Source organism: Oceanicaulis sp. UBA2681 (assembly GCF_002354675.1).
Classification (GTDB): Bacteria; Pseudomonadota; Alphaproteobacteria; order Caulobacterales; family Maricaulaceae; genus Oceanicaulis; species Oceanicaulis alexandrii.
The window spans coordinates 375377-386972 of sequence record NZ_DEMB01000016.1; the positions used below are offsets into that span (position 1 = coordinate 375377).

Below are 11596 nucleotides of genomic sequence, written 5' to 3' on the forward strand. Positions count from 1 at the left end.
AGATTGATAGGGACGAACAATGGCTGCCAAAGACGTTAAGTTCGGCGCTTCCGCCCGCGAAAAAATGCTCAAAGGCGTGGATACCCTCGCCGACGCCGTGAAAGTCACCCTGGGCCCGAAAGGCCGCAATGTGGTGATCGAAAAATCCTTCGGCGCTCCGCGCACCACCAAGGACGGCGTGTCCGTGGCGAAGGAAATCGAACTGGAAGACAAGTTCGAGAACATGGGCGCCCAGATGGTTCGCGAAGTCGCTTCGCGCACCAATGACGAAGCGGGCGACGGCACCACCACCGCCACCGTTCTGGCGCAATCGATCGTGCGTGAAGGCATGAAGTCGGTCGCCGCCGGCATGAACCCGATGGACCTCAAGCGCGGCATCGACAAAGCCGTTTCGCTGGTCATCGAGCACCTGAAATCCTCCTCGACCCCGATCAAGGGCTCCTCTGAAGTCGCTCAGGTCGGCACCATCTCCGCAAACGGCGAAAAAGAAATTGGCGACATGATCGCCAACGCCATGGAGAAAGTCGGCAATGAGGGCGTGATCACCGTCGAGGAAGCCAAGTCTCTGGCGACCGAACTCGACGTCGTGGAAGGCATGCAGTTCGACCGCGGCTACCTGTCGCCGTACTTCATCACCGACTCCGAGAAAATGATCGCGGATCTCGAAGACCCGTACATCCTGCTGTTCGAGAAGAAACTGTCTTCCCTGCAGGCCATGCTGCCGGTTCTGGAAGCCGTGGTTCAGTCCAACCGTCCGCTGCTGATCATTGCAGAAGACGTTGAAGGCGAAGCGCTGGCGACCCTGGTGGTCAACAAGCTGCGCGGCGGCCTGAAAATCGCAGCCGTCAAGGCGCCGGGCTTCGGCGATCGCCGTAAAGCCATGCTCGAGGACATCGCCGTTCTCACCGGTGGTCAGGTCGTCTCCGAAGACCTGGGCATCAAGCTCGAGAACGTCACCCTCGACATGCTGGGCACCGCCAAGAAGGTCACCATCACCAAAGACGACACCACCATCGTGGACGGCGCCGGTGAGAAAGAGGCCATCGAAGGCCGCGTGAACCAGATCCGCCGTCAGGTCGAGGACAGCTCGTCTGATTACGACAAAGAGAAGCTGCAAGAGCGTCTGGCGAAACTCGCTGGCGGCGTTGCAGTGATCAAGGTCGGCGGCGCTTCGGAAATCGAAGTGAAAGAGCGCAAGGACCGCGTGGACGACGCCCTGAACGCCACCCGCGCTGCGGTGGAAGAAGGCATCGTGCCGGGCGGCGGCATCGCGCTGCTGAAAGCCACCAAGGCGCTTGAAGGCGTGACCGGCGATAACGAAGACCAGAACCAGGGCATCGCCATCGTGGCGCGCGCCCTGCAGTCTCCGATCCGCCAGATCGTTGAAAACGCAGGCGTCGAAGGCTCCATCGTTGTCGGCAAAGTGCTGGAAAACAACGATGTGAACTTCGGCTACAACGCCCAGACCGGCGAGTACGAAGACCTGGTGAAATCCGGCGTCATCGATCCGGTGAAAGTGTCCCGCATCGCGCTGCAGGACGCAGCCTCTGTGGCGTCCCTGCTGATCACCACCGAAGCCGCCATCGCTGAAAAGCCCAAAAAAGAAGGCGCAGCTCCGGCGGCGCCTGACATGGGCGGCATGGGCGGCATGGGCTTCTAAGCTCAGCCATACCAAGGCTACGAACGGAAAGGGCGGCTCAATCGAGCCGCCCTTTTTGATTCGCTAGCTTAGTCAGCGCTTAGCGCCTCGGCGCGAATAGCCACGTTGATCTCTGGCCCCTCCTCCCCATCGATGGTGAGGCTGGCAGGCTGCCCTGCCAGGACGAAAAACCGGGGCGAGGACAAAACAATCTCGTCATGCATGCGAATGATCGTCATCTGAATATCCACCCCGCCTTCCGGACATTCGAGGCTTGATCCCGAGCAAGGGTCAAGGCGCAACTCGATTGCAAACGCCGCCGACGGCTCACCGCCCGGGTTCGGAAAGTTCATGCGATGCAGCTCACCCGAATCCAGTCGAACCGTCGTTTCCATTCGATTGCGTCTTGTCTGATAGCCTTCGTGTTCGACCAGCTGGACATCAAAGTTTACGGCGTAATCCTCAGCGTTAGCTATCGGCGCAAAGACAAAGCTCATCGCCGCCAGGCCAGCCAGCGCGCTTCCGCCCACCCCGCCCGCTATCCATTTCGCACGTTTCATAATCGTCTCCCACACGCCCGCCGCCATGACCGACCATCGCCGGGGCCGGGCTGTCACATAATCAATCATCAACGACCGGATCACAGCGCCGCTGGACACGCCCTCCTCCCGACAGCGGGCGAGGAACTCGTCCTTGAGCTGATCGGGCAGACGCACATCAAGCTTGGCGTTGTGTTTGAGATTTTCGATCCGGTCGCGTTTCATGGCGGCTCCGACAAAGAGACTTCGAACGCTCTGACGCTATCGGAACCGTGTCAGGACAGGGAGCAAAAACGTGTCCGACAGGCTGCTTTCATGGCCTAGACCGGCACTTCGGTGGTGAATTTGACGGTGCTGAGCACCACGGTGGTCTCATAGCGTTTCACGGTCGGATCATTGAGCAGGCTCGCCTCGGCCCAGATTTCATAGGCCTCGAGACTGGGCGCATGCACGTGGAGCAGAAAGTCGACCTCCCCCGCCACGGAATAGAGCCCGGTGACCTGGGGGTCTGCTGTCATCACAGACCGGAACTGCGCATACGTCTGCGGCGCGTCATCATTAAAGGTCACCGCCACGATCAGGGTTTGACCCAGGCGTGCGCGGTCCAGCACGGCGACATCTGAGACGATGACGCCCTCCTCACGCAAGCGCGCCAACCGTCGCCGCACAGCGGTCTCAGACAAGTTCACCTGCTGCGCAATCGCCTGATTGGACAGCCGGTTATCGCGTTGGACAAGTCTCAGGATTGTCCTGTCCATTTCATCGAGCATGTGCGCCACCTTCGAAATTCGGCGTTTAAAGTGCTGATTTCGGCGAGATTGAGCAAGAGCCCCTTGCTATCATTCAGGCCAATTAAAAAAAGAGACGCCCATGATCCGCCTCCCTCTGCTCGCCCTAGGCCTGTTCCTGATTGTCTTGAGCCCGGCTGAAGCCCGCCTGCCCGACACGCCCACCGTCGAAGCCGCGATCGACTCCATTCTTGAAGAAGGCGACATCGCTGGCGCTGTGGTTCTGGTTCAGGACCATGAAGGCCGCAGGATCATCACGCGCGGCGTGGCGAACCGCCAGACGGGCGTCTCCATCCCCGAAGACGCGCAATTGCGGGTCGCCAGCATCGGCAAGGTTCACACCGCCGCCGTCATCCATAGCCTGATCGCGCAGGGATTGATCTCGCTGGACGACAGGCTGGCTGACCTTGTCGCCCCCCATTGGGTGGACGGGATCGCCAACGCGCAAACCGCCACTGTGCGCCAGCTGCTCACCCACACCAGCGGCATTGCCGACTATTATGACGATGTCTGGTTTCAGACGGTCAACACAGTCCAGGGCAACACCCCGCAACGCACGCTGGGTTATATCCATGGCCGTCCCGCCGAGTTCCCGCCCGGCGAAGGGTATGGGTATTCAAACTCGAACTACCAGTATCTGGCGCTGATCGCCGAGGCCGTGACCGGGGAGCGCTTTGACGCCCTGATGCAGGCGCGCCTGATCACACCGCTGAACCTTCAAGCCACAAGCTATAATCAGGCGCTTGAGGGCGGCGACGTCATTCATGGCTATGGCGCGCCAGACGAGCCAGAGCGAGACGTCTATACGCTGATTGAAAACCATGGCCCTGATGGCGGCGTCTTCACCAGCGCCAGCGATCTCGCGGATACGCTGATCGCTCTGTTCTCGCCTGAGGGCGAACTTTCAGAGCTGGGCCGGTTGATGCTGAGCGAAGACATTGATCGCGGCGACGGTCGCAGCCGGGCTCTGGGGCCCATGCGCATACGTGACCCGCGCGGTCTGGATGTCATCATGCATGGCGGCTCAATCGCCGGATACGCCAGCATGGCGCTGTATGAGCTCAACACCGGCATGATCATCATCGTGCATCTGAGCGCGGATCGCCCCGACCTGGCCGGTCAACTGGTGCGCCGCCTTCTGCAATAGGCGGGAGGGCGCAGCCTTCCGCGCCCTCCAAGCCTCGGCCTCAGGGCAGTTCGCAGCCTTCGCGCAGCGCCTTGGTCGCGTCAAAGCTCGGCGCAGACTGGTATTCGATGCAGATCTGCGTGAGCTGTTCCACGCAATAGGCCCAGCTTGCGCTGCCGCGCGGCACGAACAGGGCGCAATCCTCTTCCGCCTGCTGCTGGCATTGAACCGGGTCGCCAGCCATCGCGCCGCCGGTCGCAAAGAGCGACAGCCCCAATAGCGCGGACGACGCCATAGCGGTCAGTGTCATCTTGTTCATGTCAGTCTCCTCCTGTTTCGCGCCACTATGCGCAGCCCCAGTTAGCCTCAAGAGCGAGCGAGGTGCAAATAATTCCCCAATGAAGAGAATACGACTCCGGATCCCCCGTCTCCAGCGCGGCGCAAAATCAACAACGCACGCATAAAGGCTTCTCATCCCCATCATCAGACTGGTCAGGGTTTCAGCTTGGCGGTATTGCGAAATGGCAAGATCAGAAGGATGACCAGATGCTTCGTTACCTGACTGCGTTCGCTGCGCTGTCCCTCACCAGCGCCGCATCCGCGCAAAGCCCGGGTTTCGGCCTTCAGGAAATTCGCCTGGGAGTCGCGGCGCATGACCTGACCGACCACAGCGAAGACGGTCCGCAGATCGTTGGTGATCTGATGTTTGCGAGCCCGGATTTTCTGGACCCCATCTGGTCGCCGCGGCCGTTCGTATCCGCCAATATCAGCACTCAGGGCTACACCAATCTGGTCACGGCCGGTCTCGCCTGGGATTATGGCGTCACTGACCGTCTTAGCCTCGAGGCCTCTTTCGGGCTGAGCTATAATGACGGCGTGCTAGAGGTGTATCCTGATCGCGACGGCCCGGTGGAGGCCCAGCGGATCAAGGACACGCGCGCTCTACTGGGGTCTGACTGGCTGTTCCGCACCGGCTTCGCCGCCGATTACGCGCTCAATGACCACTGGTCGCTAGGCGTATTTTATGAACACCATTCCCACGGTCAGATCCTTGCCAGCGGCCGCAATCAGGGCCTGGACGAGCTGGGCCTTCGGATGAGCTATCGCCTCCGATAAGTCAGGGGAAAGGCGGGGCTAAGCCCGTCGCACCTGAGTTTTCAAAGCGGCGATGCGAGCGTTGGCGTCGACCAGACGCTCAAGACTGAGCCGTCCATCCTCTATCGCCTGCCCGACCCAGTCTACGGCGCGACGAGGCAGGTCCGGGTCAGCATCCGCCGAATTGGAAATCAGCAGCAGATCATTGCCCGCCGCCAGCGAGTCCACGATCGCCTGTTCGCGCGAATACTGATTCCGGATCGCGCCCATATCAAGATCATCGGTAATCACCGCGCCGCGATAGCCCATCTGTTCGCGCAATAGCCCTTGCAGAACCGGACGCGACAGGGTCACCGGGCGCCCTGACGGGTCCAGCCGCCGGTTGATCAGATGCCCGCCCATGATCAGATGGGCCTTGTCCTGCTCGATAAGGCGTTCAAAGGGCGCGGCCTCCACCTCACCCCAAGTCTGTGAAATGTCCACAAACCCGTCATGGCTGTCGCCCTGGCTGCGCCCATGTCCGGGAAAATGCTTGATGGCGCAGGCGACGCCTTCCGCTTCCATCTCTTCGATGAAGGCGCCGCAGAATGCCGCCACGGTGTCGGGGTCATCGCCAAAGGCGCGCGCCCAACGATCAATCACCTGATTGCCCTCATGGCGCAGATCCGCGACCGGAGCGAGGTTCATGGAAAACCCGCTTTGCGCCAGTTCGCGCGCCGCCTGGGCGAACACCGGGCGGGCGGCGTCGAGCCCCATCTCCGCCAGCGCCTCGGCGGTGGGAATGTCGGTGAAGCCCATCTCATCGGTCAGGCGCTGCACAAAGCCGCCTTCCTGATCAATGGCCAGCCAGGCGTTCGGCGCTGCAGACTGGAAGCGTTCTGACAGACCCAGCACGCCGTCCCGGCTGCGCGCATTGTGGCGCAGGAACAATGCGCCGCCCACACGGCCAGCGGCGAGGTCGGCTTCCAGTCGGGCCGCGCCCTCAGCCTGCGCATGATCGCCCAGAAACCCCAGGATCAGACAATTGCCGACCAGCGCGTCCAAAGAGGCCTGAGCCGCGAAAGCAGGCGCCGTGCACAGCGCCGCCATGCCGGCCATCAGCCCGCGTCGTGAAATCATCATGGGTGTTCCTGAAAATCCCTCATCCTTAGAGGTGATTGCTAGAGCGCCGTTGGTCGCCTGTCCAGACGAAGAGAGGGAGCGTGAATACGAGAATGACAAAAACTTAAGTCTGAAGACGTCACGCCGTAAGGCGCGTTCCCCCAGAGTGCAGGCAAAGGGAGGACATTTTATGAAACACTGGATCGCCACCGCCGCAGCCGTCGCCGCCGCGCCGCTTCTGGTCGCCTGCGCCTCGGCGGGCGCCGCAGAAACACGTTATGCCGAAGCCGATGAGCGACATGACCATATGCTGGTCGTCAATGGCCAACGCATTGTCATTCGCGACGGCGCCCATGCTGTGCGCGTGATTGAAACCGCGCTCGATGGGGATGACGACACCTCCATCAGCCTGGACCTCGACATTGATGCCGACCGCTGGGACGAGGACGAGATCGAAGCCTTCGCAGAGGAGATGGAGGCGCTGTCTGAGACCCTGGTCGAGCATTTCGCCGAAGGCTCGGACTTCCACATCCAGCTTGATCGTCTCAATCTTGCCGAAGACGAGATGCAGGCGCGGATCGAATTGATCGTCGAGGACGCCGAACGCCGGGCGATGCGCGCGGAACGCCATGCCGAACGCGCGGCGGAGCGCGCCGAACGTGACGCCGTCCGCATGGCCGAACGGGCGGAACGCCGCGCCGAACGCGCCGCCCGCCGCGCTGAAGAACGCGCGCATCAGGCCGAGCGCCATGCGCTGTCCATTTCCATTGACGCTGACTCCATCGCTCAGGCGGGCCTCGCCGCCGCCGAGCACGGCCTTGAAGCCGGGCTGCGCGCGATTGACCGCACGCTGGAGCGCGGCTGGAAGACCGAGGACGGCGTGCGGGTTCCCCTGACCGCGGAAGATCGGCGAGAACTGCGTGACGCCCGGGAAGAGCTCGAAGACAGCCTAGGCGAGATGCGTGAAGAGCGCGCGGAATGGCGCCATGAGCGTCACGAACGTCATGAGCGCGAGGAAGCCGCATCGCATCATGCCCATGACTTTGAAGACCGTCAGGTGCGCATCATCGAACGCGATGGCGAAACTCGGGTCTGGGTGAATGGACGCGAATTGCTGGGCGCAGAGAAAGAGACCTGGCTGGACGCCTGGCGCTCTTCTGAACAGGCGCATGGGCTTGAAGGCGGGCCGGGCGCCCCTCCGCGGCCGCCGCTGCCGCCGCGCCGGTAATCGCTTCAATCCATCGACAGAAAAAAAGCCCGGCGTCAAAAACGCCGGGCTTAAAGATTCTGGTTGGTCGATTAAGAGACGTCTCCTCCCCAGAGACACCACTTAAGAGACAAGACGGTCAGGCCCTGTCTGATAAAACGTTGGCCTAAGCGTCATGGGACCGTCAAGCCCCTAGAGTCAGGCGAAGTTTCGCTCTGCTGCAATTTCGACACATTTATCCGCCGCTCAGACGCGCCTTTATGGCGCTTACGATCTGATCGCGCGCCACTGTGAACTGGGCGGGCTGATCCTCGCGCCACGCCTTGTTATCGGTGATCTCGGCGGCCAGGCGCGCGCCCAGTTTGAGATCCTTGATCTGGGCCTCGCCCGCTTCGCGTTCGTCAGAGCCAATGATCACTGCGAAATCAGCATCCCGGCGATCGGCGTATTTGAGCTGTTTGCCCATATTGCCGCCGCCGATGAAAGCCTCCGCCCGCAAGCCTGCGCCGCGAAGATCAGCCGCCAGAGCGAAATAATCCGCCATCCGGTCTTTCTCCGCCGCCACGATGATCACCAGTGGGTCGGCTTTGGCGGCGTCCAGACGCTTGAGCGCGGACAGGGCCGCCGCAAAGCGGCTGACGCCAAACGAAAACCCGGTCGCCGGCACGGCCTGGCCGGTGAATCGGCTGACGAGATCATCATAGCGACCGCCGCCGCCCACCGAGCCAAAGCGGATGGGCGAGCCATCGTCATAGGTCGCCTCGGCCAGAAGCTCGGCTTCAAACACCGGGCCGGTGTAATAGCCCAGACCGCGGACGACGGAGGTGTCGAGCGTCCAGTTCTCGGACTTGCCCAAGGCGTCCAGCACAGACGTGATCGTTTCAAGGTCGGCGACCGCCAGCTTGCCCGCTTCGGTATCGCCCAGAGCCTGTGTGAGGCGCTTGAGCACTTCGGTGTTGCGCGCGGCGCCGGTCAGCGCGTCCTCCACCTGACCCGCCTCGATGAAGCTCAGCACATGGCGGCGCTGATCCGCGTCCAGCCCCGCCCCTTCGGTGAAGTCGCCGCTCTCATCCTTGCGGCCCTCGCCCAGCAGCAGCTCCACGCCCTCAAGGCCCAGCCGGTCCATCTTGTCGATGGCGCGCAGGACACGCAGGCGCTTTTCAGACGCCGCATCGCCCAGACGTTCCAGAACCCCGTCCAGCAGGCGGCGATCATTGACGCGGATGACGTACTCGCCCTCGGAAAGCCCAGCAGAGCCCATAACTTCGCTGGCGAGCGCGATCATCTCGGCATCCGCCGCCGGTCCCGGCGCGCCGACGCTGTCGGCGTCGCACTGGACGAACTGGCGGAAACGGCCCGGCCCCGGTTTTTCATTGCGCCAGACTTCGCCAAACTGATAGCGGCGGAACGGCTTGGCGAGATCCTGGAAGTTCTCGGCGGCGAAGCGCGCCAGCGGCGCGGTCAGGTCATAGCGCAGCGCCATCCATTGCTCATCATCATCCTGCATGGCGAAGACGCCCTCATTGGGACGCTCTTCATCGGGCAGGAATTTGCCAAGCGCATCAGCGTATTCGAAGGCGGGCGTTTCGAGCGGCTCGAAGCCCCATTGCTCATAAACCGCGCTGGCGGCGCTCACGAGGGCGCGCTCGGCGCGCAGCACATGAGCCGCACGATCCTCAAAACCGCGGGGACGACGGGCTTTGGGACGGAACGCCTTGGTCTTGGCCATGAGGATGCTCGCTCAGATTAAAGGTATCGAAGGGCCTGCGAATTAGCCTTGCCAGCGACAAGGATCAAGCGGCGCCGGGTTTGCAAGGCGCTCTAAGCACGAAAAACCGGATGTCGTCCATGTTCGCTCACACGCTTCTGATCATTGTTCAGGCCGCCAGCGCGCCCCATCTGGCGCCGGACGCCGCCCAGGCGCTGGTGACGCTGTCGCACAGTCTTGAGGCGGAAGCGCAACGCCGCGCGCAGGATATGGCGCGCAGCCCGGCAGCCCCGGTCGACGCTCTGCCGGTCCAGGATCCGTTCCTGACCGAGCTGAGCGAATTCAGCCTGCGAACCTATCAGCTGTCACGCGCTGTCGATGAGAGCGGCGGCCCGACCGATCTGCGATGCATCTTCCGGGGCATGAGCGAGGATGCCCAGCATCGCGCCGACCTGTTGTCACACACGGCGACGCGCGCTGATCATGCCAGGGTCTATCAGGAAATCGCACGCCTAACCGGACAGGCCGCCGAGATCGCCGCCACGCCCGACGCGCAGGCGGCGGCGCTTAGCGCCTATTCCTGCCCGGTCGAGGCGACCGATCAGTAAGCGTATTTGACGTTGCAGCCATAAGGCTGGGTCTGGGCGGGGTCGGGGCTTTGCCCATTGCTGACCGCCGCCAGCGCCATCGTCACGTAATCCGTTGGTTCAGGGGAATCCGCTCGCGGACGCGGCTGATCATCGATCGCGCCGGCGTATTGCAGCACGCCCTCGCCGTCGATCACATACATATGCGGGGTCGTGCGCGCATCATAAAGACGGCCCAGATCGCCAGACGGATCAAGCACCACATGGGCGGGCGCTGCGCTGCGCTCCTCATTCAGGCTCAGAGCCTCCTCCGCTTCAACATAGCCTTGCTCGCCCGGGGCGGAGGAGATGATCTGAACCCAGACCACGTCATCGCCAGCGGCGGAGGCTTGCAGGTTCTGGATATGCTCAGAGCCGTAATGACGCTGCACATAGGGGCAGCCATGATTGGTCCACTCCAGAACAACCGTCTGGCCCGAGAGGCTGTCCAGCGACAGCGCCTCGCCCGTCGCCGTCTGCACGGAGAAGGCGGGCGCGGCCTCGCCGGTGACGACATCGGCGCGGGCTTCGAGTGTGAAAGCGGTGATCGTCAGGGCGGCGGCGGCGCAAACGCTCATGAGCTGGCCCAGAGACCGGCGAGATACGGTTACCATCAGATTAACTCCCCTAGTGTGCGGCTTATTGTACGGCCTCGTTCACAGATTGGATCACCAACCCTCCGGTCAAGAGCGGCGGCAAAACTTCAGGCGCGCCGGAATTGGCGGGATACATCAGATACAGCGGCACGCCCGCCGAGCCGTGACGCGCCAGCGCGGCGGCGATTTCTGGATCTCTATTCGTGAAGTCCGCGCGAAACAACGCCACATCATGCTCGGCGAACGCCGCCTTCACGCCTCTTTCAGACAGGGCGCCGAGCTTGTTCACCTGACAGGACACGCACCAGGCGGCAGTGAAATCCACAAAGACCGGACGCCCGGCGGATTGCGCCTCCCTCACGGCGCTTTCGCTCCAGACCGCCCACTCGCTTTGCCCCTGGACCGTCTGGCTGACCGGCTCCATCCGGGCCGTCACCGACAAGGCGCCTAGCGTCAATACGACACCCAGAAGCGCCGTCGCGCGGCCCGCCAGGCCTGACAAGCCCAGCGCCCAGACCGTAAAGCTGGCCGCCAGCAGGGCCAGCATCAGCCATAGCGCGCCATTGGGACCCAATTGCGCGGTCAGCACCCAGACCAGCCAGATCGCGGTGGCGAACATCGGGAAGGCCAGGATTTGCCGGAACCGCGTCATCCAGGGACCCGGCTTGGGCAGCAGCGCCAGAACCCCCGGCATGAAAGTGACCAGCACGAACGGAAACGCCAAGCCCACGCCCAGAAAGGCGAAGATGGTCAAAGACGCCAGCGCTGGCTGGGTCAAGGCGAAGGCCAGCGCGCCAGTCATGAACGGCGCCAGACAGGGCGCGGCGACGAAAACCGCGAGAACGCCGGTGAGAAAGGCGCCCTTGCGTCCGCTATCCTTGACGCCGGACCCGACTGACTGCAGCGAGGTTCCGATCTCAAACGCACCCATGAAGTTCAGACCGATCAGGAACATCAAGGTGGCCAGCCCCGCCACAACAAGCGGCGCCTGCAATTGCATGCCCCAAAGCGCAGGCAGGCCGGCGACGCGCAGGATCAAAAGCAATCCGCCCAGCGCCAGGAAGGTCCCGATCACGCCGGCCGCAAACACAAGTCCCAGCGTCCGCGCTTCGCTCTTCTCTGCGCCGCGCTTCTCAACCAAAGTCAGCGCCTTCATCGACAGCACCGGGAA

The 11596-nt window shown here is 62.6% G+C and carries 12 protein-coding genes; 5 read left to right on the forward strand and 7 right to left on the reverse strand.

Annotated features, from left to right (window positions below; all coding sequences use genetic code 11):
- The first annotated feature begins 19 nt into the window (after positions 1-19).
- Positions 20-1660 (forward strand): chaperonin GroEL, encoded by a 1641-nt coding sequence (gene groL, locus B3M53_RS13145; RefSeq protein WP_022700133.1) that lies wholly within the window; start codon positions 20-22, stop codon positions 1658-1660.
- Positions 1661-1728: 68 nt separating this feature from the next.
- Here the strand turns inward: groL and B3M53_RS13150 are convergent, their stop codons facing one another.
- A complete protein-coding gene (locus B3M53_RS13150; RefSeq protein ID WP_286800530.1) occupies positions 1729-2403 on the reverse strand; it encodes a hypothetical protein in 675 nt (224 codons plus the stop codon).
- Between the two features lie 95 nt (positions 2404-2498).
- The gene (locus B3M53_RS13155) at positions 2499-2948 is read right to left on the reverse strand and encodes an Lrp/AsnC family transcriptional regulator (protein ID WP_160092400.1); all 450 of its coding nucleotides are present in this window, start codon (positions 2946-2948) and stop codon (positions 2499-2501) included.
- 100 nt (positions 2949-3048) lie between these two features.
- Between B3M53_RS13155 and B3M53_RS13160 the strand changes: the two genes are divergently transcribed.
- Entirely contained in the window at positions 3049-4113 is a 1065-nt protein-coding gene (locus B3M53_RS13160; RefSeq protein WP_286800531.1) for a serine hydrolase domain-containing protein, read from the forward strand.
- Positions 4114-4153: 40 nt separating this feature from the next.
- Here the strand turns inward: B3M53_RS13160 and B3M53_RS13165 are convergent, their stop codons facing one another.
- The gene (locus tag B3M53_RS13165) at positions 4154-4411 is read right to left on the reverse strand and encodes a hypothetical protein (RefSeq protein ID WP_022700137.1); all 258 of its coding nucleotides are present in this window, start codon (positions 4409-4411) and stop codon (positions 4154-4156) included.
- Between the two features lie 227 nt (positions 4412-4638).
- Here B3M53_RS13165 and B3M53_RS13170 point away from each other — a divergent pair, with 227 nt between their 5' ends.
- Positions 4639-5208, forward strand: coding sequence for an acyloxyacyl hydrolase (locus tag B3M53_RS13170; protein WP_286800533.1), 570 nt, complete (start codon positions 4639-4641; stop codon positions 5206-5208).
- Positions 5209-5226: 18 nt separating this feature from the next.
- On the opposite strand, the gene B3M53_RS13175 is transcribed toward B3M53_RS13170, so the two are convergent.
- Positions 5227-6309 (reverse strand): glycoside hydrolase family 3 N-terminal domain-containing protein, encoded by a 1083-nt coding sequence (locus B3M53_RS13175; protein WP_286800534.1) that lies wholly within the window; start codon positions 6307-6309, stop codon positions 5227-5229.
- A gap of 169 nt (positions 6310-6478) precedes the next feature.
- On the opposite strand from B3M53_RS13175, the gene B3M53_RS13180 reads away from it, so the two are divergent.
- Complete coding sequence (locus tag B3M53_RS13180; protein WP_286800537.1) at positions 6479-7516, forward strand: hypothetical protein; 1038 nt, start codon at positions 6479-6481, stop codon at positions 7514-7516.
- A 214-nt stretch (positions 7517-7730) separates the two neighbouring features.
- On the opposite strand, the gene hisS is transcribed toward B3M53_RS13180, so the two are convergent.
- Positions 7731-9224: a histidine--tRNA ligase gene (gene hisS, locus B3M53_RS13185; protein WP_286800539.1), complete on the reverse strand. Its 1494-nt coding sequence runs from the start codon at positions 9222-9224 to the stop codon at positions 7731-7733.
- A gap of 119 nt (positions 9225-9343) precedes the next feature.
- Between hisS and B3M53_RS13190 the strand changes: the two genes are divergently transcribed.
- On the forward strand, positions 9344-9811 hold the full coding sequence (locus tag B3M53_RS13190) for a hypothetical protein (RefSeq protein ID WP_286800540.1): 468 nt from the start codon (positions 9344-9346) through the stop codon (positions 9809-9811).
- Here B3M53_RS13190 and B3M53_RS13195 read toward each other — a convergent pair.
- Positions 9805-10443 (reverse strand): redoxin domain-containing protein, encoded by a 639-nt coding sequence (locus B3M53_RS13195; protein ID WP_286800541.1) that lies wholly within the window; start codon positions 10441-10443, stop codon positions 9805-9807. The genes B3M53_RS13190 and B3M53_RS13195 overlap by 7 nt on opposite strands.
- A 25-nt stretch (positions 10444-10468) precedes the next feature.
- The coding region (locus tag B3M53_RS13200; RefSeq protein ID WP_286800543.1) for a protein-disulfide reductase DsbD family protein at positions 10469-11596 on the reverse strand (1128 nt) is incomplete at its 5' end.

What these genes read in the sequence shown, in the direction of transcription:
- B3M53_RS13170 (WP_286800533.1), top strand. Translation starts at nt 4,639, where the DNA reads ATGCTTCGTTACCTGACTGCGTTCGCTGCGCTGTCCCTCACCAGCGCC.
- B3M53_RS13195 (WP_286800541.1), bottom strand. Translation starts at nt 10,443, where the DNA reads ATGGTAACCGTATCTCGCCGGTCTCTGGGCCAGCTCATGAGCGTTTGC.
- B3M53_RS13190 (WP_286800540.1), top strand. Translation starts at nt 9,344, where the DNA reads ATGTTCGCTCACACGCTTCTGATCATTGTTCAGGCCGCCAGCGCGCCC.
- B3M53_RS13160 (WP_286800531.1), top strand. Translation starts at nt 3,049, where the DNA reads ATGATCCGCCTCCCTCTGCTCGCCCTAGGCCTGTTCCTGATTGTCTTG.
- hisS (WP_286800539.1), bottom strand. Translation starts at nt 9,224, where the DNA reads ATGGCCAAGACCAAGGCGTTCCGTCCCAAAGCCCGTCGTCCCCGCGGT.
- B3M53_RS13155 (WP_160092400.1), bottom strand. Translation starts at nt 2,948, where the DNA reads ATGCTCGATGAAATGGACAGGACAATCCTGAGACTTGTCCAACGCGAT.
- B3M53_RS13175 (WP_286800534.1), bottom strand. Translation starts at nt 6,309, where the DNA reads ATGATGATTTCACGACGCGGGCTGATGGCCGGCATGGCGGCGCTGTGC.
- B3M53_RS13180 (WP_286800537.1), top strand. Translation starts at nt 6,479, where the DNA reads ATGAAACACTGGATCGCCACCGCCGCAGCCGTCGCCGCCGCGCCGCTT.
- B3M53_RS13165 (WP_022700137.1), bottom strand. Translation starts at nt 4,411, where the DNA reads ATGAACAAGATGACACTGACCGCTATGGCGTCGTCCGCGCTATTGGGG.
- B3M53_RS13150 (WP_286800530.1), bottom strand. Translation starts at nt 2,403, where the DNA reads ATGAAACGCGACCGGATCGAAAATCTCAAACACAACGCCAAGCTTGAT.
- groL (WP_022700133.1), top strand. Translation starts at nt 20, where the DNA reads ATGGCTGCCAAAGACGTTAAGTTCGGCGCTTCCGCCCGCGAAAAAATG.